The sequence below is a fragment of the Mesorhizobium sp. M0159 genome, from assembly GCF_040322295.1.
In the GTDB taxonomy this organism is placed as follows: domain Bacteria; phylum Pseudomonadota; class Alphaproteobacteria; order Rhizobiales; family Rhizobiaceae; genus Mesorhizobium.
In genome coordinates this window covers 12,422-37,196 of sequence record NZ_JAMYTF010000039.1, presented here as the reverse complement: position 1 = coordinate 37,196, position 24,775 = coordinate 12,422, and the positions used below count along the sequence as shown (strand labels likewise).

Annotated in this window: 27 protein-coding genes; 11 read left to right on the top strand and 16 right to left on the bottom strand. The window is 62.7% G+C overall.

The features are described 5' to 3' along the window. The first annotated feature begins 97 nt into the window (after nucleotides 1-97). Genes thrC through NKJ32_RS27340 form a run of 4 tightly spaced genes read left to right on the top strand, consistent with a single transcriptional unit; the run spans nucleotide 98 to nucleotide 6,305 of the window. Nucleotides 98-1,495, top strand: coding sequence for a threonine synthase (thrC, locus tag NKJ32_RS27355; RefSeq protein ID WP_023674151.1), 1,398 nt, complete (start codon nucleotides 98-100; stop codon nucleotides 1,493-1,495). Between the two features lie 14 nt (nucleotides 1,496-1,509). Next, on the top strand, nucleotides 1,510-2,802 hold the full coding sequence (locus NKJ32_RS27350; RefSeq protein ID WP_023674150.1) for a M16 family metallopeptidase: 1,293 nt from the start codon (nucleotides 1,510-1,512) through the stop codon (nucleotides 2,800-2,802). Nucleotides 2,803-2,817: 15 nt separating this feature from the next. Beyond that, complete coding sequence (locus NKJ32_RS27345; RefSeq protein ID WP_023674149.1) at nucleotides 2,818-3,414, top strand: GNAT family N-acetyltransferase; 597 nt, start codon at nucleotides 2,818-2,820, stop codon at nucleotides 3,412-3,414. 2 nt (nucleotides 3,415-3,416) lie between these two features. Then, nucleotides 3,417-6,305: an EAL domain-containing protein gene (locus tag NKJ32_RS27340; protein ID WP_352829443.1), complete on the top strand. Its 2,889-nt coding sequence runs from the start codon at nucleotides 3,417-3,419 to the stop codon at nucleotides 6,303-6,305. A 24-nt stretch (nucleotides 6,306-6,329) separates the two neighbouring features. On the opposite strand, the gene NKJ32_RS27335 is transcribed toward NKJ32_RS27340, so the two are convergent. Further along, nucleotides 6,330-6,938 (bottom strand): YqgE/AlgH family protein, encoded by a 609-nt coding sequence (locus NKJ32_RS27335; RefSeq protein WP_031211061.1) that lies wholly within the window; start codon nucleotides 6,936-6,938, stop codon nucleotides 6,330-6,332. A 147-nt stretch (nucleotides 6,939-7,085) separates the two neighbouring features. On the opposite strand from NKJ32_RS27335, the gene NKJ32_RS27330 reads away from it, so the two are divergent. From NKJ32_RS27330 to NKJ32_RS27320, 3 genes are all read left to right on the top strand, one after another. After that, complete coding sequence (locus tag NKJ32_RS27330; RefSeq protein WP_023674146.1) at nucleotides 7,086-7,892, top strand: protein-disulfide reductase DsbD domain-containing protein; 807 nt, start codon at nucleotides 7,086-7,088, stop codon at nucleotides 7,890-7,892. Nucleotides 7,893-7,973: 81 nt separating this feature from the next. Then, a complete protein-coding gene (locus NKJ32_RS27325; RefSeq protein ID WP_023674145.1) occupies nucleotides 7,974-8,474 on the top strand; it encodes a peroxiredoxin in 501 nt (166 codons plus the stop codon). 147 nt (nucleotides 8,475-8,621) lie between these two features. Then, nucleotides 8,622-9,101, top strand: a complete 480-nt coding sequence (locus tag NKJ32_RS27320) for a DUF2938 domain-containing protein (RefSeq protein WP_352571387.1) — start codon at nucleotides 8,622-8,624, stop codon at nucleotides 9,099-9,101. 4 nt (nucleotides 9,102-9,105) lie between these two features. On the opposite strand, the gene NKJ32_RS27315 is transcribed toward NKJ32_RS27320, so the two are convergent. The 12 genes from NKJ32_RS27315 to coxB all read right to left on the bottom strand — a co-directional run bounded on the left by NKJ32_RS27315 (nucleotide 9,106) and on the right by coxB (nucleotide 18,887). Further along, nucleotides 9,106-9,699 carry a histidine phosphatase family protein gene (locus tag NKJ32_RS27315; protein ID WP_352829441.1) on the bottom strand — a complete coding sequence of 198 codons (594 nt, stop codon included), beginning with the start codon at nucleotides 9,697-9,699 and terminating at the stop codon, nucleotides 9,106-9,108. Between the two features lie 43 nt (nucleotides 9,700-9,742). Continuing rightward, the gene (gene rnhA, locus NKJ32_RS27310; RefSeq protein WP_023674142.1) at nucleotides 9,743-10,270 is read right to left on the bottom strand and encodes a ribonuclease HI; all 528 of its coding nucleotides are present in this window, start codon (nucleotides 10,268-10,270) and stop codon (nucleotides 9,743-9,745) included. Continuing rightward, complete coding sequence (locus NKJ32_RS27305) at nucleotides 10,267-11,229, bottom strand: homoserine kinase (protein WP_023674141.1); 963 nt, start codon at nucleotides 11,227-11,229, stop codon at nucleotides 10,267-10,269. The genes rnhA and NKJ32_RS27305 overlap by 4 nt, the downstream gene beginning before the upstream one ends. A gap of 5 nt (nucleotides 11,230-11,234) precedes the next feature. Continuing rightward, on the bottom strand, nucleotides 11,235-12,239 hold the full coding sequence (ispH, locus tag NKJ32_RS27300) for a 4-hydroxy-3-methylbut-2-enyl diphosphate reductase (protein ID WP_352829439.1): 1,005 nt from the start codon (nucleotides 12,237-12,239) through the stop codon (nucleotides 11,235-11,237). Between the two features lie 107 nt (nucleotides 12,240-12,346). Further along, a complete protein-coding gene (locus NKJ32_RS27295; protein WP_352622964.1) occupies nucleotides 12,347-13,102 on the bottom strand; it encodes an SURF1 family protein in 756 nt (251 codons plus the stop codon). Further along, complete coding sequence (locus tag NKJ32_RS27290) at nucleotides 13,099-13,485, bottom strand: DUF983 domain-containing protein (protein ID WP_352621654.1); 387 nt, start codon at nucleotides 13,483-13,485, stop codon at nucleotides 13,099-13,101. Before NKJ32_RS27290 ends, NKJ32_RS27295 begins: the two co-directional genes overlap by 4 nt. 113 nt (nucleotides 13,486-13,598) lie before the next feature. Then, on the bottom strand, nucleotides 13,599-14,480 hold the full coding sequence (locus NKJ32_RS27285) for a cytochrome c oxidase subunit 3 (RefSeq protein WP_352578608.1): 882 nt from the start codon (nucleotides 14,478-14,480) through the stop codon (nucleotides 13,599-13,601). A gap of 1 nt (nucleotide 14,481) precedes the next feature. Continuing rightward, on the bottom strand, nucleotides 14,482-15,114 hold the full coding sequence (locus NKJ32_RS27280) for a cytochrome c oxidase assembly protein (protein ID WP_352622965.1): 633 nt from the start codon (nucleotides 15,112-15,114) through the stop codon (nucleotides 14,482-14,484). Nucleotides 15,115-15,121: 7 nt separating this feature from the next. Beyond that, nucleotides 15,122-15,289, bottom strand: coding sequence for a cytochrome c oxidase system small membrane protein (locus NKJ32_RS27275; RefSeq protein ID WP_502894815.1), 168 nt, complete (start codon nucleotides 15,287-15,289; stop codon nucleotides 15,122-15,124). After that, on the bottom strand, nucleotides 15,286-16,230 hold the full coding sequence (locus NKJ32_RS27270) for a heme o synthase (protein WP_352622966.1): 945 nt from the start codon (nucleotides 16,228-16,230) through the stop codon (nucleotides 15,286-15,288). Before NKJ32_RS27270 ends, NKJ32_RS27275 begins: the two co-directional genes overlap by 4 nt. A gap of 75 nt (nucleotides 16,231-16,305) precedes the next feature. After that, the gene (gene ctaD, locus NKJ32_RS27265) at nucleotides 16,306-17,958 is read right to left on the bottom strand and encodes a cytochrome c oxidase subunit I (RefSeq protein WP_352622967.1); all 1,653 of its coding nucleotides are present in this window, start codon (nucleotides 17,956-17,958) and stop codon (nucleotides 16,306-16,308) included. Nucleotides 17,959-17,996: 38 nt separating this feature from the next. Further along, the gene (gene coxB, locus NKJ32_RS27260; protein ID WP_352622968.1) at nucleotides 17,997-18,887 is read right to left on the bottom strand and encodes a cytochrome c oxidase subunit II; all 891 of its coding nucleotides are present in this window, start codon (nucleotides 18,885-18,887) and stop codon (nucleotides 17,997-17,999) included. 359 nt (nucleotides 18,888-19,246) lie between these two features. Between coxB and NKJ32_RS27255 the strand changes: the two genes are divergently transcribed. The 4 genes from NKJ32_RS27255 to NKJ32_RS27240 all read left to right on the top strand — a co-directional run bounded on the left by NKJ32_RS27255 (nucleotide 19,247) and on the right by NKJ32_RS27240 (nucleotide 22,114). After that, nucleotides 19,247-19,771 (top strand): invasion associated locus B family protein, encoded by a 525-nt coding sequence (locus NKJ32_RS27255; protein ID WP_023674131.1) that lies wholly within the window; start codon nucleotides 19,247-19,249, stop codon nucleotides 19,769-19,771. Between the two features lie 127 nt (nucleotides 19,772-19,898). After that, complete coding sequence (gene tldD, locus NKJ32_RS27250) at nucleotides 19,899-21,311, top strand: metalloprotease TldD (RefSeq protein WP_352622969.1); 1,413 nt, start codon at nucleotides 19,899-19,901, stop codon at nucleotides 21,309-21,311. Between the two features lie 151 nt (nucleotides 21,312-21,462). Next, nucleotides 21,463-21,738: an AbrB/MazE/SpoVT family DNA-binding domain-containing protein gene (locus tag NKJ32_RS27245; RefSeq protein WP_023674129.1), complete on the top strand. Its 276-nt coding sequence runs from the start codon at nucleotides 21,463-21,465 to the stop codon at nucleotides 21,736-21,738. After that, on the top strand, nucleotides 21,725-22,114 hold the full coding sequence (locus tag NKJ32_RS27240) for a type II toxin-antitoxin system VapC family toxin (RefSeq protein WP_023674128.1): 390 nt from the start codon (nucleotides 21,725-21,727) through the stop codon (nucleotides 22,112-22,114). Before NKJ32_RS27245 ends, NKJ32_RS27240 begins: the two co-directional genes overlap by 14 nt. A 54-nt stretch (nucleotides 22,115-22,168) precedes the next feature. On the opposite strand, the gene NKJ32_RS27235 is transcribed toward NKJ32_RS27240, so the two are convergent. From NKJ32_RS27235 to NKJ32_RS27225, 3 genes are read right to left on the bottom strand one after another with little or no spacing between them, the layout of a single operon-like run. Then, a complete protein-coding gene (locus NKJ32_RS27235; protein WP_352622970.1) occupies nucleotides 22,169-22,555 on the bottom strand; it encodes an antitoxin Xre/MbcA/ParS toxin-binding domain-containing protein in 387 nt (128 codons plus the stop codon). A 59-nt stretch (nucleotides 22,556-22,614) separates the two neighbouring features. Continuing rightward, nucleotides 22,615-23,856, bottom strand: coding sequence for a class I SAM-dependent RNA methyltransferase (locus tag NKJ32_RS27230; RefSeq protein ID WP_352622971.1), 1,242 nt, complete (start codon nucleotides 23,854-23,856; stop codon nucleotides 22,615-22,617). Next, entirely contained in the window at nucleotides 23,853-24,632 is a 780-nt protein-coding gene (locus NKJ32_RS27225; protein ID WP_352622972.1) for a TlyA family RNA methyltransferase, read from the bottom strand. The genes NKJ32_RS27230 and NKJ32_RS27225 overlap by 4 nt, the downstream gene beginning before the upstream one ends. Nucleotides 24,633-24,775 lie beyond the last annotated feature (143 nt).

Here is a 24,775-nt window from a genome sequence, read left to right as displayed (position 1 = left end):
CGTATATCAACCGCGCGGCAAAAATGCGACTGAGCCTGCGCAGAAATCCACCACCTCGCGGCGGGCGAAAATTCCCGGCAGCAATGGAAACGTGACGATGCAATATGTGAGTACCCGCGGGGAAGCGCCCGCGCTTGGATTTTCCGACGCGGTGCTGGCCGGACTGGCGCGCGACGGCGGGCTCTACCTGCCGAGCGCCTGGCCGCATTTTTCCGCAGCCGAGATCCGCGCCATGCGCGGCCTTGCCTATCCCGATCTTGCCATCCGTGTGCTGTCGCCGTTCCTCGGCGGCGAGATCGCGGCGCCGGTGTTCGAACGGCTGGTGCGCGAAGCCTATGCGACCTTCCGCCATGAGGCCGTCTGCCCGCTCGTGCAGACCGGGCCGAACAGCTTCGTGCTCGAGCTGTTCCACGGCCCGACGCTCGCGTTCAAGGACGTGGCGATGCAGCTTCTTGCGCGGCTGATGGACCATGTGCTGGCCGAGCGCGACCAGCGCGCCACCATTGTCGGTGCCACCTCCGGCGACACCGGAGGGGCCGCCATCGATGCCTTTGCCGGGCGCAACCGCACCGACATCTTCGTGCTTTTCCCGCACGGCCGCGTCTCGCCGGTACAGCAGCGGCAGATGACGACCTCGACCGCCGCAAACGTCCATGCGTTGGCGATCGAAGGCAATTTCGACGACTGCCAGGGCCTGGTAAAGGCCATGTTCAACGACCACGGTTTTCGCGACCGGGTATCGCTGTCCGGCGTCAACTCGATCAACTGGGCCCGCATCATGGCCCAGATCGTCTATTATTTCTCGTCCGGCCTGTCGCTCGGCGCGCCCGACAGGCCGGTTTCCTTCACCGTGCCGACCGGCAATTTCGGCGACATCTTCGCCGGCTATGCCGCCAAGAAGATGGGGCTGCCGATCGAACGGCTGATCATCGCCACCAACGACAACGATATTCTGGCGCGCACGCTGGCGACCGGCGAATACCGCATGAAGGGGGTCTTTTCGACCACGTCGCCCTCGATGGACATCCAGGTGTCTTCGAACTTCGAACGCTTGCTGTTCGAGGCGTCCGGCCGCGATGCCTCGACCGTGCGGCGCTACATGGACGGGCTCAAGCAGTCCGGCGCCTTCACCATCGAGGCCGGGGAAATCGCCAGGATCCGCTCCGAATTCGACGCCGGCCGCGCCACCATGGACGAGGTCGCCGCCACCATCCGCACCACACTTGCGGCGAGCGGCTATCTGCTCGACCCGCATACGGCCGCGGCCGTGCATGTGGCCGCCGGCAAGGCTGCGGGTGAGGTGCCGATGGTGGTGCTGGGCACTGCGCACCCGGCAAAGTTTCCCGCCGCCGTCGAAGCCGCCAGCGGCGTGTCGCCTGCCCTGCCTGCATGGCTAGGCGGGTTGATGAGCGCCGAGGAAAAATACACGGTACTTCCATCCGACCTGAAAATGGTGGAAGATTATCTCGGCCGCCACACGCGGGCGGCGCGTTAGGGAGTAATTGCCATATGGGTGTTGAGGTAAGCCGTCTGTCGAACGGCCTGACAGTCGCCACCGAAACCCTTCCAAGCCTCGAATCTGTTGCCCTTGGCGCCTGGGTCAAGTCGGGCGCACGCAACGAGCGTGACGAAGAGCACGGAATGGCGCACTTGCTCGAGCACATGGCTTTCAAGGGCACCAGGCGGCGAAGCGCCTTCGAGATTGCCTCGGAGATCGAGGACGTCGGCGGCGAGATCAATGCCGCCACCAGCGTCGAGACGACCTCCTATTATGCAAGGGTTCTGAGCGACGACGTGCCGCTGGCCGTCGATATCCTTTCCGACATCCTGCAGGAATCCGAATTCGATCCGCAGGAGTTGGAACGAGAGCAGCATGTGATTCTGCAGGAGATCGGCGCCGCGCACGATACGCCCGACGACGTCGTTTTCGATCACTTTACCGAGACCGCCTTCCGCCACCAGACTATCGGCCGCTCGATTCTTGGCACGCCGGAAACCGTCAAATCCTTCACTTCGAAGCAGCTGCACGACTTCATCGAACGACAGTACGGTGCCGAGAACATGGTGATGGTGGCGGCCGGCGATATCAAGCATGACGATTTCGTGCGGGAAGTCGAAAAGCGTCTCGGCAGCTTCCGCGGCAAGGCCGACGGCACCATCCCGCAATATGCGCAGTATGTCGGCGGCGATTTTCGCGAGGACCGCGACCTGATGGACGCCCAGATCGTGCTGGGTTTCGAGGGCCGCGCCTATCACGTCCGCGATTTCTATGCCTCCCAGGTCCTGTCGATGATCCTGGGCGGCGGCATGTCGTCGCGACTTTTCCAGGAAGTCCGCGAAAAACGCGGCCTGTGCTATTCGGTCTATGCCTTCCATTGGGGTTTTTCCGACACCGGCGTCTTCGGGGTCCATGCGGCGACCGGACAAAGCGATATTGCCGAGCTGGTGCCTGTGATCATTGACGAGCTGCAAAAGGCCGGTGAAAACATCCTGCAGGAGGAGCTTGACCGGGCGCGTGCCCAATACCGCGCCGGGCTGATCATGTCGGCCGAGAGCCCGGCCAGCCGCGCCTCCCAGATCGCCAGGCAGTTGCTTCTGTTCGGCAGGCCGATCGCCAAGGAAGAGCTGATGGAGCGGCTGGCGGCGTTGACTGTCGAGCGGCTGACGGATCTGTCGTCCCGGCTTTTTTCGACCAAGCCGACGCTTACAGCCGTCGGGCCGGTGGGTACGCTCGCGCCCTATGAGGCAATCCTCGATTCGCTTTCGGGCACGCAGACCACTGCCCGTAAGCTTGCCGTCTAAGCCTATTCGAGCGTCGTGTTCGCGCTCCCTTTCTTTCGCCGCGACCTGCCGGCACTGAAGGGCGAGCTTGTCACGCTGCGCGTACCGCTGACCAACGACTATCGCGAGTGGTCGGTGCTGCGCAGTGAAAGCCGCGCTTTTCTTGAGCCGTGGGAGCCGCGATGGACCCCTGACGAACTCGACCGCACGGCGTGGCGGCATCGTATCGGGCGCTACCGCGAGGACTACGCGCAGGGGACGGCGATCGCCTTCTTCATCTTCGAGAAAAGCAGCGGCAGGCTGGCCGGCGGTATCACCCTCGGCAATATCCGCCACGGGGTCGCCCAAAGCGGCCATATCGGCTACTGGATCGGCGAGCGCTTCAGCGGACGCGGCCTGATGACCGATGCCGTCAAGGTGGTGACGCGTTTCGCCTTCGAAACGCTGCGATTGCACCGGATCGAAGCTGCCTGTATTCCCGACAACGCCCGGTCGATCCGCGTGCTTGAAAAAGCCGGATTCCGGCGCGAAGGACTGCTACGATCCTATCTCAGGATCAACGGCATCTGGCAGGACCATTACCTATACGCCCGAATCGCGGACGATCCGCCGGGCGTTGGAACAAAGGACTGATTTTGACGAATTTTCTGCGCAAGGGGTCGCTGCTTGCCTTTATGCTGGCGGCAATCGTCACGCTCTGCGCGGCATCCTCGGCGTTTGCCGTAGAACCGATCAAGATCGCCCGCGACGACGTTGCGCTCGATCTTTCGGGGGCCGTCTCGATCTACCGGAACCAGGGCGAGAATTTTCAGGTGTCGACCGCGCCAGGCCCGGACGGCATCGTGCGGCGCATCGAGGTCGAGGCAAATGATGCGCGCTCGACCGGTGACTGGGCGGTGTTCGCGCTGGCCAATACCACCGACCAGCAGCTCGACAGGCTGATTGTCGCACCGCATTTCCGGCTGGTGAATTCCGGCCTGTTCTGGCCGGATCTCGGCTCGACCCGTATCGCTGCGATCACGCCCAGCGAAGGCTTTGCGCTCGACCGTCAGACCAGCCCCGACGCCGATGTGTTCCGGGTGACGTTGAACCCCGGAACGGTGATTACCTTCATCGCCGAGCTCGCCTCGCCCAAGCTGCCGCAGGTCTATCTGTGGGATCCTGAATCCTACAAGGACTCGGTCAATTCCTACACGCTGTTTCGTGGCATCGTCATCGGCATCGCCGGCCTGCTGGCGCTGTTCCTGACCATTCTTTTCGTCGTCAAGGGGACCTCGATGTTCCCGGCAACGGCGGCCCTAGCCTGGGCGGTGCTTGCCTATATCTGCGTCGATTTCGGCTTTCTCAACAAGATCATAGAGATCTCACCGGGCAATGAGCAGATGTGGCGCGCCGGAACGGAGGTGGCGCTCGCGGCGACCTTCGTGGTGTTCCTGTTTGCCTATCTCAACCTCAACCGGTGGCACGGCCATTTCAGCTACGGCGCACTGGTCTGGATTCTCGGGCTGGTGCTGATCGCCGGTGTCGCCATCATCGATCCGGCGGTTGCCGCCGGCATTGCCAGGCTGTCCTTCGCCGCCACCGCGCTGACCGGGCTCGGCCTGATCATCTTCCTCGGTATCCGCGGTTACGACCGCGCCATCATGCTGGTGCCCAGTTGGGTGATGGTTCTGCTGTGGCTATGCGGATCGTGGATGGCAATCACCGGCATGCTGGACAACGATATCGCTCAGCCGGCGCTGGGCGGTGGGCTGATCCTCATCATCCTGCTGATCGGCTTCACCGTGATGCAGCACGCTTTTGCCGGCGGCGCGCTGCATCAGGGCCTGTTCTCCGACCTTGAGCGGCAGGCGCTGGCGGTTGCCGGATCGGGCGATACTGTGTGGGACTGGGACGTGCTGCGCGACCGCGTCGTCACTCGTCCCGACGTCAGCATTCAGCTCGGTCTTGCCCCCAACAGCCTCGGCGGCCCTGCCCGCAACTGGCTGCCGGTGCTGCATGCCGACGACCGCGACACGTTTCGCACGACACTCGACGTGGTGCTCGAGCACCGGCGCGGCCGGGTGTCGCAAAACTTTCGCCTGCGCGGCGCCGACGGGCACTATCACTGGTTTTCGTTGCGCGCCCGGCCGGTGATCGGCTCGGACGGCGAGGTCATCCGCTGCGTCGGCACCATGGTCGACGTGACGGAGCAGAAGAAATCCGAGGAACGGCTGCTGCATGACGCCGTGCACGACAATCTGACCGGCCTGCCCAACCGCGAGCTGTTCATGAACCGGCTGGAGGCGATCATTTCGATTGCCCGCACCGAAGAGAAGGTGCGCCCGACCGTCTTCGTCATCGACATAGACCGGTTCAAGCAGGTCAATGACGGGCTCGGCATCTCGGCCGGCGATACCATCCTTTTGACTATCGCGCGGCGGCTGCACCGACTGCTCAAGCCGAAGGATTCGCTGTCGCGCTTTGCCGGCGACCAGTTCGCGCTGATGCTTTTGTCGGAGCAGGATCCGGCCCGCATCGCGGCCATTGCCGATGCCATCAAGCACGCCATCAACAACCCGATCACCTTCGCCAAGCGCGAGATCGTGCTGACGGCCTCGATCGGGCTGATCACCTGGACCGCCACGCAGACCTCGGCCGAGGACATGGTCAAGGATGCCGAGCTTGCCATGCATCAGGCCAAGCGCTTCGGCGGCGACCGGATCGAGCCGTTCCGTCCCGCCTTCCGCACCGTCGGCACCGACCGGCTGCAGTTCGAGTCCGATCTGCGCCGCGCCATCGAACGACGCGAATTCACGCTTGCCTACCAGCCGATCGTGCGGCTGGAGGACGGCAGCGTCGCAGGCTTCGAAGCGCTGCTGCGCTGGGACCATCCGCGGCGCGGCATGATCCCGCCGGCGGATTTCATTCCGGTTGCCGAAAACTGCGGCCTGATCGTGCAGCTTGGGCTGTTTGCCATGCAGCAGGCTGCCGAAGACCTGGCGGGATGGCAAAAGCAGATCGGCGATGCGCCGCTGTCGGTCTCGGTCAATCTGTCCAGCCGCCAGCTCATCCGCCGCGACCTGGTCAGCGACGTCCGCTCGGTGATCGCGCGAGCCAACCTGAAACCGCGCTGCTTCCGGCTCGAACTCACCGAATCGCTGGTGATGGACAATCCCGAGCAGACCGCCCATGTGCTGACCAAGTTGAAGCGGCTTGGCATCGGCCTGTCGCTGGATGATTTCGGCACCGGCTATTCATCGCTGGCCTATCTGACGCGCTTTCCGTTCGACACTATCAAGATCGACAAGAGCTTCGTCGACGACGCGACGCCGAAACGTGCGGTGCTGCTCAAATCCATGGTCAACATGGCGCATGAACTCGGCCTGTCGGTTGTCGCCGAAGGCATTTCGGACGAGAGCGATGCGCTGGAGTTGCGGCAGATGGGCTGCGAATACGTGCAGAGCTTCATGTTCGGCGCGCCGATGCCGGGCGACCAGGTGCTGAAGACGCTGAAGGAACAGTATCCGCTCACTCAAGCGTGACAAGTTTCGGGGACGTGATGAGGCTCAGGCGTGACCGGCAGCCAGGCTGAGATGCGCGAGATCGATGCCGATCGAGGCGAGGATCCGGTCATATTTGCGATCGATGTCGGCGTCGAACAGAAGCTCGGCACTTGCCGGGCAAGTCAGCCAGCCATTCTCGACGATCTCGTTTTCAAGCTGGCCTGCACCCCAGCCGGCATAGCCGAGCGCCATCAGAGCCCGCCGGGGTCCGCGGCCGGAGGAGATGGCGCGCAATATGTCGACGGTCGCGGTGAGACAGACATCATCGGACACGGCGAGCGAGGATTCCACCCGGTAGTCGCCCGAATGCAGAACGAAGCCGCGGCTGCGATCCACCGGTCCGCCATTGCGCACGACGAAGTCGCGCGCCGGCGGCGGCAGGCGAATTGCCTCCAGCTCGTTCATGATGCCAAGTTGCACGAGCAGGTCCGGAAACAGCATCTGCTGCGTCTGGTTGATGATCAGCCCCATCGCGCCTTCGTCGCTGTGCGCGCAAATGTAGATGACGGAGCGCGTGAAGCGGTCGTCCTTCATGCCGGGCATGGCAATCAGGAACTGATCGTCGAGAAAGCCGGGTCCTGCGGCCGTCCTTTTATGGCGCAACAAATCCATGGCCACAGCGTAACGCGTTTCCGGGGCGTCGAAAAGATGGGCGGCGCCCGATTTGATCAGGCTCAAAAGCCGAAGGTCACGCAAATATGATGCCGGCGGCGTCATGAAATCATTGCGCGGCCATCAACGGACGATCAAATCATCGCCATGCAAAGCTTGAAAATCCTGCTGCTTGGTGTGGCCATTGGATCGGCGACCGGCTTCCCCGCCTCAGCCTCCTCGTCGGCCTGGTACAACAGCGAAGGCGGCAGGGTGCGGCTGGTAACAAGCGGCAAAGCCGACGAGGCCGGACGTCTCCAGGGCGTCCTCGACATTGCGCTGAAGCCCGGCTGGAAAACCTATTGGCGCGATCCGGGCGATGCGGGGGTGCCGCCACAGATCGACGTCTCGGCCAGCACCAACATTGCCGACGCGACGCTTTCGTTTCCGCCGCCGCAGCGCCACGATGACGGCTATGGCAAATGGGCCGGCTACGACCACCCGGTTTCGTTGCCGGTGACGTTCACGCTTGCAGCGCCCGGCCAACCGGCCGTCATCGATGCGGACATCTTCCTCGGCATTTGCGAAACCATCTGCATCCCGGTGCAGACAAGGCTGACCGTCGATCCCGGCGCCGATCCCGACAACGCCGAGGATGCGGCACTGGTCAAGGCGGGCCTTGCAACCCTGCCCGCCACGGCAACGCCCGATTTCGGCATAAACGTACTGCCGGGCGACCACGAAACGCTGATTGTCGAAGCGAGCTTTCCGGGCAGCCCCGAGGGCGCCGACTTCTTCGTTGCCGGCGAACGCGACTACATGTTCGGTGCCCCGGCACGCAGCGAAAAGGATGGCAAGCTGATCTTTACTGTACCGATCCTCGACAGGCCGTCGACAACGCCAACCGATGGCGGCCTGCACTACACACTGACAAGTGCCGCAGGCGCGGTCGAAGGCCTGTTGCCATTCCCGTGATGCCAACGTCTGGACGGTTGCCGGGCGCGCCTTAATTCGCTATCGCAAGGAGCTCCCTTCCATTTCCAAGCGAGGACCATCATGACGATCTCCGTTGGCGACAAACTGCCCGATGCGACCTTCAAGACAATGACCGCCGACGGTGCAAGGCCGATCACGACGGGCGAGATATTCTCAGGAAAGAAGGTCGTGCTGTTTGGCGTTCCAGGCGCCTTCACGCCGACCTGCAGCAACAATCATCTGCCCGGCTACCTGGACAATTACGACGCCATCCTGGCGCGCGGCGTCGACACTATCGCCGTTGTCTCGGTCAACGATGTTCACGTCATGGGGGCTTGGGCCCGCTTCAGCGGCGGTGAAGGCAAAATCCTTTATCTTGCCGATGGCAATGGCGATTTCGCCAAATCGGTCGGCCTCGACGCCGACCTCTCCAGCGGCGGCATGGGGCTACGCTCGAAGCGTTTTTCGATGATCGTCGATGACGGCAAGGTCACCGCACTCAATGTCGAGACAAAGCCCGGCGTCGACGAATCCGGTGCGGCTCACATTCTCGGACAGCTTTCCGTCCTGGCGACAGCCTAGGCCAGGCACGGCAAAGGGCGCCTTCGAGCGCTCAACGTCCAAAGGACGCTGACTTTTGCATCGGCGCATGATCCTTCCGAAAGCCGACCCGGTTTTCGGGACCATGCGTCGGCTCTTCGGGACTGCTTGCTTTTGGGGACCTCGATTATGTCTGACATCGTCTGGCGCAGCGTCGCGATCGGCATCGGCGCAACCGCGCTTATGGATGTCTGGGCGATTTTCCTGAGCAAGGCGTTTGCTCAACCGCGGCCGAACTGGGGGCTGGTCGGCCGCTGGGTCTGGCATCTCAGGGAAGGCGAGGTCTTCCATGACGACATTGGCGAGGCCTCGCCCTACCCGCATGAATCAGTACTTGGCTGGGCCTTTCATTATGCTGTCGGCATCGTCTACGGCATCATACTGGTCGTGCTGGCCGGAACGGCCTGGCTCACCGCGCCGACCTTCCTGCCGGCTTTTATGCTCGGTATCGTCACCGTCGGCGCCGGATGGTTTCTGCTGGCGCCCGGCATGGGCGCCGGCTGGGCCGCTTCGAAGCGCCCCAATCCGATGCAGGTCCGCGCCCTCAATCTTGTGTCGCATACGGTGTTTGCCATCGGACTGTTCGGCACCGCCCTGCTGATCCGATAGGTAATTAACCGTCGCGGCGCTGCGTCGGCCTGTCGATCGGCTGCCATCCATGGATAACGCGACGCGCGCTGATATCGTATGCGAAGTAGTTCCCACCGCCCCCTGGCTGATCCGCCTCGCGGCTGATTTCCCGACCGCTCAAAGAGAGCAGCAGGAGCGTTCCGACACCTCCGTGACCTATGAAAGCAACGTCGACGGCGGCGTCGGTGCGTAGCACAGTGTCTACCTCGCTTAGAATACGACGCTGGGCTTCGATAGCTCGCTCCCATCCACGAATGCTGCTGTTTGGATTGGCGAAGAATTGGTCGGCGACCGCCTCGAACTCCGATGGCGGCAGGAAACCGGTTGCCGATCGGTCATTCTCATGCATCCGTTCCCTCACCTCGACTGCAAGGCGGAGATGCCTTCCGAGTATCCCGGCGGTTTCTATCGCCTTGCGTTCACCCGACGACACGATCCGCCGGATCGACCCAACCCACGGCTGATCGAGCATTGCAGATGTTCTCGCTCGCCCGATGTCGGACAGTCCCCACTCCGGCACTGGAACGTTGGCATCGACCTGAACCTGGGGATGCGTGATGTAGTATGCAATCGGCATGATAACAGCTCTTCCTGCCAGAGAGCGGACCCGCAGCCGGAATTCAATAGCTTTGCGTCGAGCGCCGCGCCTTTGTGGCCGCCGGCTGCTTTGACTGCGAACCTGGTTCTGGCGCCGCAGTCTTGACGAGGCCTTTCTTGAAAGGCGCCATGCCGAGCCGCGCCAATTCGTCGGCGCGCTCGTTCTCAGGATGGCCGGCATGGCCCTTGACCCAATGCCAGGTGACCTGATGGCGGTTACGCGCCGCGTCGAGCTGCTGCCACAGCTCGGCATTCTTCACCGGCTGCCTGGCGGCCGTCTTCCAGCCGTTGCGCTTCCAGCCGTCGATCCAGCTGAAAATACCGTCCTTGACATAGTTGCTGTCGGTATAAAGATCGACGGCGCAGGGCTCCTTGAGCGCATTAAGCGCCGAGATGGCCGCCAACAGTTCCATACGGTTGTTGGTGGTGGCAGCCTCGCCACCATGGAGCTCCTTGATTGCGCCGTTGAAGCGCAGGATTGCGCCCCAGCCGCCAGGCCCGGGATTGCCCGAACAGGCACCATCGGTGAAGATTTCAACGCGCTTGGTCATGTCAGTCCATATTCGGAAGGAGAGTTGATCGCCCGGTGGAAGCGCATCCGGCGGATATACTCGGTCGGGTCGCGTTTCATCACCAGCCCGCCGTCCGGGACCGTCAGCCAGTCATAGAGCCGGGTCAGCATGAAGCGCAGCGCCGAACCGCGCGCCAGCATCGGCAGCGCAGCTTTCTCGTCACTGCTCAACGGCCGCACGCTTTGGTAGCCGGCAAGCAGCGCCGTGCCCTTGGTCAGATTGAAGGAAAAATCCTTCTCGAAGCACCAGGCGTTCAGGCACGTGGCAACGTCATAGGCGTAGAGGTCGTTGCAGGCGAAATAGAAGTCGATCAGCCCGGACAGTTTCTCGCCGAGGAAGAACACATTGTCCGGGAAAAGATCGGCATGGATGATGCCTCGCGGCAGACCGTTCGGCCAGTTCCGCTCGAAATCGGCGAAATCGGCATCGACCTCGGCAGCCAGTCCCGGCTCGACCTCGTCGGCGCGGGCGCGGGCGGCATTCCACAGCTTGCGCCAGCCATCGATGGCAAGGGCGTTGGGGCGGGTCATCGGAAAATCCGCGCCGGCGAGATGCAGTGCCGCCAGCGCCTTGCCGACCTCGCCGCAATGCGCAGCCGTCGGCCGCCTCAGCGACAGGCCTTCGAGAAAGGTGATGATGACCGCCGGCCGGCCGGCAAGTGTTCCGATCACACCACCATCATGTGCGGTGACCGGGAGCGGGCACGAAATGCCCTTTCTGGCGAGGTGGGCCATAAGGCCGAGAAAGAACGGCAGGTCAGCCTTGTCGACGCGCTTCTCGTAAAGCGTCAGTATGTAGGAGCCGCTGCTGGTGTGCAGCAGAAAATTCGAGTTTTCGGTACCTTCGGCGATGCCCTTGTAGGACAAGAGGTCGCCGACCGGATAGTTCCTGAGGAATGCGCCGAGCTCGCCCTCGTTGACGTCGGTGTAAACCGCCATCGTTGCTACGCGGCCCCGTTGACGAAGGCCATGTCGGCAGCCGTCAGTTCGACATCGCGCAACACCCGCATCACCGGAAAGTCCTCCGTCTCCGTCGCCGTCACGGCCAGCTCGATGGTCACGTCGAAGCGCTGCCTGAACGCATCGACGATCTCGTCGACGATGATCTCCGGCGCCGAGGCGCCCGCCGACAGGCCGAGCGTCGAAATGCCGGCAATCTCATTCCACGGAATTTCGGAGGCGCGCTGCACAAGAAGCGACATCGAGGCGCCGGCGCGCTCGGCCACTTCGACCAGGCGCCGCGAGTTGGAGGAGTTAGGTGCGCCGACAACCAGGAAGAGATCGGCGCCGGCCGCTGTTTCCTTGACCGCTTCCTGGCGATTGGTGGTGGCATAACAGATCGATTCCGCCGCCGGCGCGTGCAGGTCGGGAAAACGCTGCTGCAGGGCGCGGATGATGCCGGCGGTGTCCTCGACCGACAGCGTCGTCTGGGTGACGAAACCGAGCGCCTGCGGGTCTGCGGGCACGAAGCTTGCGGCGTCGGCTTCGGTCTCGATCAGAGTGACCGCGCCGTCCGGCAACTGGCCCATTGTGCCGATCACCTCTGGATGCCCGGCATGGCCGATCAAAAGCACGTGGCGGCCAAGCCGCTGATGGCGCATCGCCTGCTTATGGACCTTCGAGACCAGCGGGCAAGTCGCGTCGAGATAGAACAGGTTGCGGGACTGGGCGTCGGCCGGCACAGATTTCGGCACGCCATGCGCCGAAAAGACGACCGGGCTCTGGCGATGCTCGGGCGGGATCTCGGAGAGCTCCTCGATGAACACCGCGCCGAGGCTTTGCAGCCCTTCGACGACGTAGCGGTTGTGCACGATCTCGTGGCGGACATAGACCGGCGCGCCGTATTTCTTCAGCGCCAGCACGACGATCTGGATGGCACGGTCAACGCCCGCACAGAAACCGCGGGGCTGGCAGAGCCGGATGGTCAGCGGCGGCTTTGTGTGAAGCATGATTGCATCTTACGCTGATTGTAGGCCGGTTGATCGGACTATGACTTCTGAGCTCAAGGCGGGAAATGAGGTGCGCGGCCCTGCCCTGTCAAGGGTAGTGGCGGCGATCATTGGTCTTTCGCCGGGCGGCGGAGCCAGGAGATCAGGACGCCGGCAAGGGCGGCGGCAAGGCCGTACCAGGTTATCGCATATTGCAGATGGCTGTTCGGCAGGTCGATGACGGTGACACCGCCAACCGGCAGCCCGCCGGGGTTGGGGGTGGCGTTCGCATCGATGAAGATCGGCACCAGCGCCGCACCTGTCGGCAGGCCGGCGCTCGAGGCCATCGCGTCACGATCTTTCCAGTAGAAGATATTCTTCTGCGGATCGTTGTCGGGAAGCATCATCGAGGGCTTGGCCGGCAGCGGGTTGCGGGCGAGCCCCGTCACCGTCACTTTGCCCGTTACCTGTCCCTGCGGCCGCTTGGCTGGATCCTTGAAATCGTAAGGCACGAAGCCGCGGTTGATCAGCACGAAACGGCCATCGTCGAGCCGTAGCGGCGTGAAGACGTCGAAACCGGACTGGCCTTCCCAGGTGGCGAGGAAATGCCGCTCGTCTTGATGCAGGAAAGTGCCGGTCACTATCACCGGCGTGTAGTCCACGTCGCCGGCGGCAGCAAACCGCTTTTCGAGCTCGGCCAATGGCACAGGCGCCGAATGCGTGCGCTGGTCTATCGTCTGGAGAAGCCCCTCTTTCCAGTGCAGGCGCTGAACCTGCCAGGTGCCGAGCGCCAGCAGGATCAAAAACACGACGATACCCAGGCCGAGTGCCAATGCGCGCTTCGGCCGCGACCGGCCGGCCACCGAACCGGATGCCTCGCTCATTCGCCGCGGTCCAGCCGGCCCTCGGCCGCCTTGTTGCGGTATTGCAGCGTCAGCAGCACGCCCTTGATCAGCCGGAGCGCCGCCAGGCAAAGCACCAGCGTCAGCGGAATCCACAGCAGCAGATGCAGCCAGAGCGGCGGATTGAGCGTCACCTCCATCCACAACGCCAGGCCAACGACGATAAAGCCGATGATTAGGATAACGAACACCGCCGGCCCGTCGCCGGCATCGGCGAAGGAATAATCGAGGCCGCAATTGGAGCAGCGATCACCGACCGTGAGGAACCCGGAGAACAGCTTGCCCTCGCCACAGCGGGGGCAGCGGCCATGCAGGCCGGCCGAGATCGGATCGATTGGTGGCCAGATCGCCTTGTCGTCGCTCATGAGGTCATCCTAGGAGCATTTGCCGCAAAAGATAAGGCGGCCACGTCGCCGCAGCCGCCTTGTCGATTTCCTGAGACCCCAATTCCTCGGGCCTCAATTTCCTGAGGCGAATGTCAGTGTGGTTCGATCATCGCACCGTTCGACGCCCAGACGTAGATCGAGGCAAACAGGAACAGCCACACCACGTCGACGAAGTGCCAATACCAGGCGGCGGCCTCGAAGCCGAAATGCTGCTTGGGCGTGAAGTCGCCCTTCATGGCGCGGATCAGGCAGACCAGCAGGAAGATCGTGCCGATGATGACGTGGAAACCATGGAAGCCGGTCGCCATGAAGAAGGTGGCGCCGTAGATGGAATCCCTGAAGCCGAACGGCGCATGCATGTACTCGTAGGCCTGCACCATGGTGAACAGCATGCCGAGGCCGACGGTCAGCACCAAGCCATTGATCAGGCCCTTGCGGTCGCCGTGGATGAGCGAGTGGTGCGCCCAGGTCACCGTGGTACCCGACAGAAGCAGGATGACGGTGTTGTAGAGCGGCAGATGGAAGGGGTCGAGAACTTCGAGGCCCTTGGGTGGCCAGACGCCGCCGGTGAAGGCGGTACGGGCGTATTGATGGACCTCGCCCGGAAACAGGCTGGCGTCGAAGAAGGCCCAGAACCAGGCGACGAAGAACATCACCTCGGAGGCGATGAACATGATCATGCCGTAGCGCAGATGCAGCGACACGACACGGGTGTGGTGTCCCTCATGCGCCTCCTTGATCGTATCCGACCACCAGGCGAACATCGTGTAGATGACGATCAGCAGGCCGATGAAGAACAACCATGGATTAGCGATGTTGAAACCGAAGATCGGGAAATCGCCGCCCTTGAGATATTGCATGTAACAGACGCCGCCGAACGCGGTCACCAGCGCCCCGACGGAGCCCAGGAAAGGCCACGGGCTCGGGTCGACGAGGTGGTAGTCATGTTGTGGTTTTGCGTGTGCGTCTGCCATATCAACCCCCGAGGCTTGCTTCGGTATCTGAAATCTTGTTGCGGCGGCCGTCGGCCGGCACCGATGATGCGACCGGCTTGGTCTTGTCGACCGGGAACATCGTGTAGGACAGGGTAATCGTCCTCAAATCCTTCAGTTCCGGCGCGTTGACGATATCGGGATCGACATAGAACACGACCGGCATGTCCAGTGTCTCCCCCGGCTTCAGTGTCGTGTCGGTGAAGCAGAAACACTCGACCTTGTTGAAGTAAGGTCCGGCCAGTTCAGGCTGTACATTGAAGGTGGCGCGTCCGGTAATGGGCCGGCTGAATTTGTTCGTCGCGCTGAAATGCGCTTCGGCGGTCTCGCCGATCTTGATGGTGATCGAGCGGGCGACCGGCTGGAATTGCCAGGGAACGCCGGCGGTGTTGGCGTCGAAGCGGATGGTGATGTCGCGATCGAGCACCCGATCGGCATATTGCTGGGTCGCCCGTTTGACGGTACCGCCGTAGCCTGTCGCCTGGCAGAACATCGCGTAGAGCGGTACCGCGGCGTAGGCCATGCCGATCATGCCGCCGAAGAACGCGATGCAGACGCCGGCGACGACGCGGTTCGTATTCTTCTTCTTAGGATCGGTGACTGTTTGCCTGGTCATTGTGAGCTCACATCGAGCCGGGGAAACTGTGACCAAATTTCACGATGGTCGCGACGTAGAATATGACGACCAGCGCCGCCAGCGCGAAACCGATTGCGGCCGAGCGATTGCGGCGGGCCTTCTGCTGACGTTCGGTCAGCGTGACCAGTTCAAGCTTCTTTTCGATCATGCTCATGCTCCACCGATGGTCAGCGCGCGCGCGACGACGCAATCGCCAAGGTAGGCGGCGAAGATGGCGAAGAGATAGAGCAGCGAATAGCCGAACAAGGCCTTGGCCGGCTTCATCGCCCGGTCGTCATCGGCCATTTGCAGCACCTTCCACGCATACCAGACGAAGCCGGCGCCGAGCAGCAATGCAACGATGCCATAGGCCGGCGTGGTGAACCCGAGAACCCAGGGCAGCACGCCAACCGGCGCGAGGACCAGCGCATAGGCAAAGATCTGGCGTCTGGTCGAGGCCTGGCCGGCGACATTCGGCATCATCGGAATGCCTGCCTTCGCATAGTCCTCCGACTTGAAGAGCGCGAGCGCCCAGAAATGTGGCGGCGTCCACAGGAAGATGACCAGGAACAGCACCAAGCTTTCGAGGCTGACCGATCCGGTTACCGCCGCCCAGCCTATGACCGGCGGAATGGCACCGGCAGCCCCGCCGATGACGATGTTCTGAGGCGTCCAGCGCTTTAGCCACATCGTATAGATGACGGCATAGAAAAAGATGGTGAAGGCCAGAAGCGACGCTGCCAACCAGTTGACCAGCACGCCGAGCGTCATCACCGACAGAACCGACAGCACCAACCCGAAACTCAATGCCTCGCCTGGCCGGATGCGGCCGGCCGGCACGGGACGGCCGGCGGTGCGCGTCATCACCGCATCGATGTCTGCGTCGTACCACATGTTGAGCGCACCGGACGCGCCGGCGCCAATGGCAATAGCCAGGATCGCGATCACCGCCAGCAGCGGATTGATGGTCACCGGGGCGGCGACCATGCCGACAAACGCAGTGAACACCACCAACGACATGACGCGCGGCTTCAGCAGGGCGAAGAAATCGCCCGCCGTCGCTTCCGACATGCGGAAGCCCGGCTCGTCAATCAGTCTGTCTTCGGCAAGGGCCATGCGTACTTAAAGTCCATCATTCCGTTGGCCAAAACCGCCGGCCGGCCGGCGGTTCCGTATTAAGGAGGCAACCGCCTACTTGATCTTCGGCAACTGTTCCCACTGGTGGAACGGCGGCGGCGAAGGCAGCTGCCATTCCAGCGTGGTCGCACCCTCGCCCCAAGGATTGGCGCCGGCGACCCGCTTCTTCTGGAACGCCTCGAAGACGCCGAACAGGAAGATGACGACGCCGACAGCCGAGATGTACGAGCCGTAGGACGACACCATATTCCAGCCGGCGAAGGCATCCGGATAGTCGATATAGCGACGCGGCATACCGGAAAGGCCGAGGAAGTGCTGCGGGAAAAAGACCAGGTTGACGCCGACGAAAGTGACCCAGAAGTGGGTGTTGGCGATCACCGGCGAATACATGTAGCCGGTCATCTTCGGGAACCAGTAGTACCAGCCGGCGAAGATCGCGAAGACCGCGCCCAGCGACAGCACGTAGTGGAAGTGCGCGACCACGAAATAGGTGTCGTGCAGCGGGCGGTCGAGGCCGGCATTGGCCAGCTGCACACCGGTGACGCCGCCAACAGTGAACAGGAAGATGAAGCCGATCGCCCACAGCATCGGGGTCTTGAGCGAAATCGACCCGCCCCACATAGTGGCGATCCAGGAGAAGATCTTCACACCCGTCGGCACCGCGATGACCATGGTGGCGAAGACGAAATAGCGCTGGGTGTCGAGCGATAGGCCCGTCGTGTACATGTGGTGGGCCCAGACGATGAAGCCCACCGCGCCGATGGCAACCATCGCATAGGCCATGCCGAGATAGCCAAACACCGGCTTCCTCGAAAAGGTCGAGATGATATGGCTGATGATACCGAAACCCGGCAGGATCAGAATGTAGACCTCCGGATGGCCGAAGAACCAGAACAGGTGCTGGAACAGGATCGGATCGCCGCCGCCGTCCGGGGCGAAGAAGGTGGTGCCGAAATTGCGGTCGGTCAAAAGCATGGTGATGCCGCCGGCCAGCACCGGCAACGACAGCAGCAGCAGGAAGGCGGTAATCAGCACCGACCAGGCGAAAAGCGGCATCTTGTGCATGGTCATGCCGGGCGCGCGCATGTTGAAGATGGTGGTGATGAAGTTGATGGCGCCAAGAATCGAGGAGGCGCCGGCGATGTGGATTGACAGGATCGCCAGATCCATGGCTGGTCCAGGCTGGCCCGATGTCGACAGCGGCGGGTAAAGCGTCCAGCCGCCGCCGACGCCGTAGGCGCCGGGCGCACTCGGGACGAAGGCCGAGAAAATCAGCAGGATAAAAGCCGGCGGCAGCAGCCAGAACGAGACGTTGTTCATGCGCGGGAAGGCCATATCCGGCGCGCCGATCATGATCGGCACCATCCAGTTGGCAAAGCCGCCGATCAGCGCCGGCATCACCATGAAGAAGATCATGATCAGCGCATGCGCGGTGGTGAAAGCATTGTACATGCTCTTGCCCCCGTCGATGGCGGCGTCGCCGTTCATGCCGTAGACCATCTGCGCCAGGCCAGTGAAGATCTGGATGCCCGGCTCCTGCAATTCCATGCGCATGACGACCGACAAGGCGCCACCGATGCAGCCCGCCATGATCGCGAAGATCAGATAAAGCGTACCGATGTCCTTGTGGTTGGTCGAATACACCCACCGGACCCAGCCATGATACGGCTTGTGGTCGTGGTCGTCGTGAGCTGCAGCGTTCGCCATGGTCGGCTCCGTTCCCTGAATCTTTTCTGGTCGCGGCATCAATTGCCGGCGGCCGCTACCTTGTTCGTGCCATCGACCTCGGCCATCAGCGCTTTGTTGGCGCCGGGAAGGTCGGTCTTGGCTGCCGCCAGCCAGGTCTTGTATTGTGCATCGGAGACGACGCGAATGGCGATCGGCATGAAGGCGTGGTCCTTGCCGCAGAGTTCCGAGCACTGGCCGTAATAGAGGCCTTCCTTGTCGGCCTTGAACCAGACCTCGTTGATGCGGCCCGGCACCGCATCGGTCTTGATGCCGAAGGACGGCATGGCAAAGGCGTGAATGACGTCGGTCGCCGTCACCAGCACCCGGGTCATGGTGTTGACCGGCACCACCATCTCATTGTCGACGGCGAGCAGGCGCGGATACGCGGCGCGATCTTCCTTGCCGGCAGCAGCCCTGTCGGCATCCTGAAGGATCGCGGAATTAAAGGAAAGCGTGTTGTCGACCTGGTATTCGTAGTCCCAGTTCCACTGATTGCCGGTCGCCTTGACGGTCAGCTTGGCTTCTTCCGGCGGCGTGTATTGCGCGGTCAGCAGCTGGAACGAGGGAATGGCGAGACAGAGCAGGATGACCACGGGACCGACAGTCCAGATGACCTCGATCAGCGTGTTGTGGCTGGTGCGCGACGGCGTCGGGTTGACGCTCGCCCGGAACCGCAAAATGCAGTAGGCAATCAGGAAAAGCACCAAGGCGGTGATCACAATGATGAACGCGAACGAGTAGTTCCCGAACCACTCGATCTGCCGCATAATGTCGGTCGCCGGAGGCTGAAAACTGGTTTCCCAAGGTTGGGGCTGGGCTGCATGAGCGGATGCAGCGGCAAACAACGTGGCGGCGGCACTAGCTACGATTTTGGCGGTTGCCAGGAATTTTCTCATCGCCCTCGTCATCTCCCAGTTCCTCGCGATCGGACCGCAAGAATGTCGAACAATGCCGGGACGGGAATCCCGGACAATTCAAGGCTGGTTCAAACCATACTCTATTTGCCTCCGCAAGAAAGGAGCGCCGGAACCCGTGCGGCATTTTTGCGCGCAAGCGCGGCTGTGGCTTCGTGCGGTGACTGCTTGCCGCGAATCACCAGAGCGGCATCCGGGTAGAATGAGCCGCGCGGCGTGCGGAGCCGTCGCAATTAGGGCGAAATTGGCACTGAAAAGCGCATTGTCGCCTGTGTCGGGGCAGATCGCCGGGGTCTCGTCCTTTACTTGGGTTTAGTGCGGCTTAAAGTGCCGTGATTCGCAATGGAGCCGTCATGAACCCTTGGCTTTCGAGAACCTTGGCGAAGGTCATCTTTGTTGCCGCCGCAATAGCCTTGTCCGGCGCCGGCCTGGCCAATGCCGCGCAGCCAAGCGGCACGGTGAAGTCGACGCATGGGGCGTGGTCGATCATCTGCGATACGCCGGCCGGTGCTACATCCGAACAATGCGTGATGATGCAGAACGTCGTCGCCGAGGACCGCCCGGAAATGGGGCTTTCCGTCGTCGTGCTGCGCACAGCCGACAACAAGGCCGAAATCCTGCGTGTGCTGGCGCCGCTCGGCGTGCTGTTGCCCAACGGCCTCGGCCTCAATGTCGACGGCAAGGATATCGGCCGCGCCTATTTCGTGCGCTGTTTCCAGGACGGCTGCTATGCCGAGGTCATCCTGGAAAAGCCGCTGCTCGACACGCTGAAGACCGGTACGTCGGCGACCTTCATCGTCTTCCAGACGCCGGAAGAGGGCATCGGCATTCCCGTCGACCTCAAGGGTTTCGCCGACGGCTTCGCCGCCCTGCCTTGAGACTGGGTCTTGTAGCACGATCCAGTGATGTTGACCGGCCGGGTCACGGCAAATCTCATTTCAGATTGTCTGTGAGGGCCTTCGCGCCTACATCGTGGGAAACAATCCTCCTGCGAATGGACCTGCCATGAACAGCCTGATCGGCCAATTTGACATTTCCGACGATCGCATCAAGCAAATCGTTGCCGAGACTATTAACGGCGCCGACGACGGCGAACTGTTTCTCGAATATAGCGAAAGCGAATCGCTGATGTTCGACAATGGCAAGCTGAAGACCGCGAATTTCAACACCGACCAGGGTTTCGGCCTGCGCGCCGTCGCCGGCGAAGCCAGCGGCTACGCCCATTCCAGCGATCTCTCCGAAGCCTCGCTGCTGCGCGCCGCCGATGCCGTTTCGACGGTGAAGAGCGGCTATTCCGGTACGCTTGCCGCAGCGCCTGCCCGCACCAACCGCCATCTCTACGGCGACGGAAACCCTATCCCCTCACCTTCCTTCGAAGCCAAGGCCAAGCTGCTTCAGGAAATCGATGCATGGCTGCGGGCCGAGGATCCGCGCGTCAGGCAGGTGACGGCGTCGCTCGCCGCCTCCTGGCAGCATGTCGAGATCGTGCGCGCCGACGGCCAGATGGTGCGCGACATCCGTCCGCTGGTCAGGATCAACGTGTCGGTGGTGGTCGGCGGCGGCGACCGCCAGGAGAGCGGCTCCTACGGCATGGGAGGCCGCAAGGATTTTGGTGAATTCCTGATCGAGGACAGCTGGCGGCACGCGGCCAAGGAGGCATTGCGGCAAGCGCTGGTCAATCTCGAAGCGGTTCCAGCACCTGCCGGCACTTTCGACATCGTGCTGTCGAGCGGCTGGCCGGGCGTCATGTTGCACGAGGCGGTCGGCCACGGGCTGGAAGGCGATTTCAACCGCAAGAAGACGTCGGCCTTCGCCGGCCTGCTTGGCCAGCAGGTGGCAGCGAAAGGCGTCACCGTCGTTGATGACGGCACCCTGCCCGAGCGGCGTGGCTCGCTTACCGTCGACGATGAGGGCACGCCATCGGCCCATAACGTGCTGATCGACGATGGCAAGCTGGTCGGCTACATGCAGGACCGCCAGAACGCCCGGTTGATGGGCATGAAAGCCACGGGCAACGGACGACGCCAAGGTTACGCGCACGAGCCTATGCCGCGCATGACCAACACCTACATGACAGCAGGCGACATGGAGCCGGACGAGATCATCGCCTCGGTCAAGAACGGCATCTATGCCGTGTCGTTCGGTGGCGGCCAGGTCGACATCACTTCGGGCAAGTTCGTGTTCGGCTGCACCGAAGCCTACATGATCGAGAACGGCAAGGTGACGCAACCGATCAAGGGCGCCATGCTGATCGGCAACGGGCCGGATGCCATGCATCGTGTGGCGATGATCGGCAACGACATTAAGCTCGACACCGGCATCGGCATGTGCGGCAAGGCCGGACAGGGCGTGCCGGTCGGCGTCGGCCAGCCGCATCTCAGGATGAACCAGATGACAGTCGGCGGCACCAGGGTTTGATGGAGTTGACGTCGAATTATCGCCGCTCCGGAACAACCAATCCCCGCCGCCCACTGCCTTGTCATCGCTTTAAGTAGGAGTAGCTTGCGCCTTGAATTTGCCGAGAGCTTCGACTATCTTACATTCGTCTTACACCTAAGGACGTGCCGAGATGGCTGCCGCAGAGAAGCTCGTAACTACGGTCTCGACCAAGGGACAGGTCATCCTGCCCAGCGCGATCCGGAAACGGAGGGAATGGCATGCCGGCACACGCCTTCTGGTCGAGGATACCCCGGAGGGCGTGCTACTGAAGCCTGCGCCAGTCTTCGCCGAGACGCGGCCAGAGGACGTGTTTGGATCGCTGCGCTATAGCGGCAGGCCGAAGACGTTGGAAGAAATGGACGCGGGCGTGCTCGCCGAAGCGCGGCGGCGCCATGCTCGCAATTGATACCAACCTGATCGTCCGCTACCTGACGGGCGATCACCCGTCGCAGTCTTCCCGCGCCCGGGCGCTGATCGATAGCCAGCCGGTCTTTGTCGCCGTCACGGTGATGCTGGAAGTCGAATGGGTGTTGCGCAGCGCCTACGGTTTTGCGCCTCTTGAAATCGCCCGTACGCTACGGGTGTTTAGCGGGCTTCCCACGGTAGAGGTGGAAGACGGGGCGGTCGTGTCGTCCGCGCTCGACCTCTCGGAACAGGGGTTGGATTTCGCTGATGCGCTGCATCTGGGCAAGTCCGCTCACTGCGCTGGCTTCGCGACTTTTGACCGCAAGTTCGTCAGGGCCGCGAAGGCGGCCGGATACGAACGCGTGCAAGAAGCATAGCAGCTCACAGCGGCCCAGCGCGGCACAAAAGCGCGCCACAGGGTCAGCCTGGTTTCAGGCATAGATGCCGGAGCGGACTGCCTCCAGATAGGCAAGCACCTTGTCCGTCTTGCCTTCGCGAACCAGATCGTAGGCGGTCTTTCCGGCCCAACCGGGGATCGGCTGATGCTTGAACCAGATCGCCGCACGATGTTCATCACCGGCCATCTCGCCGGCCATCGCCAGGATACGGACGATGGGACTCAATGCGGCGTCGACCATGCGCGCACCGGGCTTGGCGGCAAGCGTGTTGCGCGCGAGACCGGTCAGCCCCGCCAGTTCTGTCATATTGACCCCTAGCAGTTCAGCGACCCGCCTTGGCGAGAGAAACGGCGCCCGCTCCTCGCCGAAGCGCGATGCCGAAATTCGAAGGCTGCGGTGCTCATGGCAATTTCCTGGCACAGTTTGAACGACGTGCGCTAAAAATGTGCTTTTTTGGTGCGCGTTTCAGGCCCTGGCTGCTAGCGCCTTCGTCTCGGCTTCTCCAACAGCGCCACGGCCTCGACATGCGGCGACCACAGGAACTGGTCGATCGGCGTCACGCTCTTCAGGGCGTAGCCGCCGTCCATGAGGATGCGTAGGTCCCGCGCCAGCGTTACCGGATTGCAAGACACCGCGGCGACGAGCGGCACGTCGGAGCGCGCGATCTGCTTCGACTGGTCCTCGGCGCCGGCGCGAGGCGGGTCGAAGACAACGCCGTCAAAGGCATTCAACTCCTTGAATGTCAGCGGCCTCCGGAACAGGTCGCGACGTTCGCCGGTCACCCGCTTCAGGCCGCTGGCGAAACGGAATGCCCGGTCGAGCGCCGCGAGTGCTGCCGCATCGCCTTCCACCGCATGAACCTCCGATCTTGCGGCCAGGCGCAGCGCGAAGCTGCCGCAGCCGGCGAAGAGATCGGCGACCTTTTTGGCGCGCGCGAAATGCTGGCCGACAATGTTGGCCATCGCCTGTTCGGCAGCCTCGGTCGCCTGCAGGAAAGCGCCCGGAGGCACTGCGACGGCGACGCCGCCAAACAGGACGACCGGTTTGTTTGGTTCGATAATGACCTCGCCGTCGACCGACAGTCTGGCTAGCCCCTCGGCGATGACGAAGTTGGAGGCGACGCGGCGCTGGTTCTCGCCGAGCTTGCCGGAATCGTGAACCGCGACATCGAGGCCGGAACCGGTCACCGTCACCGCCATGTGGAACGATTTGGTCGTGGTGCAGATCAGTCCGGCAAGCATCCTCAAACGGTCGAGCGCAGCGACGATCTGCGGCAGCGAGATCGGGCATTCCTCGATCGAGATGATCTCGGATGACAGCGCGCGAACGAAGCCGAACTGCATTCCCACCTCGCTCCGCCGGGCGGTGAAGACGACACGGCGGCGCGTGTGCGGCGCGCACGGCACCAGCGCCCCGAGATCGCAAGCGATGCCCTTGCTCTTCAGCGCATGCACGACCTTTTCGCGCTTCCACCGGTGATAGGCTTCAGTCTCGAGATGCTGGACGGCGCAGCCGCCGCACGCGCCGAAATGCCGGCACGGCGGATCGACCCGCAACGGCGAAGCCTGAAGGACCGACATCAAGGTGGCGCGATCTTTCTCCCGCGCGGCGGTGACGACCTCTCCCGGCAGCGCGAACGGAATGAAAACCTCGCCGGTTTCCGTCTCGGCGATGCCGTCGCCCTGCGAGCCCAACCTTGCGATCGTGAAACGGGTGCTCATCGCTTCTGGGTCTCGACGTCCTTGATGCCGCCGAGCAGGAACTCGCGGTTGCCGTCGCCGCCCTCTATCGGTGACAGATAAAGCCCCAGCGAGCGCCAGCCGGGAATGGCATCGAGCCAGTCCTGCATCAGGCCGGCAATGCGCGCCGCATCATAGGGGTCCTTCAGCAGGCCGCCCTTGCCGATCGCCTCGCGGCCGGCCTCGAATTGCGGCTTGACCAGAAACACAGCTTTTGCGCCATTCCTGGCCAAGGCAAGCGCCGGCGGCAGCGCCAGTTTCAGCGATATGAAGCTGACATCCGAGACGATGAAATCCGGCACACGGCCGCCGAGATCGGCGGCCGACAGTTCGCGCGCATTCAGGCCTTCAATTACCGTCACGCGCGGATCGCCGGCGATGTTGGAGTGCATCTGGCCGTGCCCCACATCGATCGCCGTGACATGCGCCGCGCCGCGTTCGAGCAGCACCTGCGTGAAGCCGCCGGTCGAGGCGCCGACATCGAGCGCTTCGCTGCCGGTGGGGTCGAGGGCGAAATGGTCGAGACCAGCCTTCAGCTTCAGTGCAGCGCGCGACACGTAACCTTGCGCCGGATCGTCAACGACGATGTTGCACTCAGGCAGAACGGCCTGGCCCGGCTTGAGGGCGACGATGCCATCGACCGTCACGGTGCCGCGCTCGACCGCGTCGCGGGCACGCGAGCGGCTGGCAAACAGGCCGCGCTGGACGAGCAATTCGTCGAGCCGCTGGCGTATGCTGGCTGGCGGAAGGGAAGTCATCGGCCTTCATGGCGAAAGCCAACGATGATGGCAAGGAGATTGGCGATCAGACAAGGCATAGTTGGAAAGGCGGTGAACGCATCAAGCCACTGCGCTGTTTGTCGAACCTCGCACGAGACCCGAAGCAATGCTAAGAAAGAGAT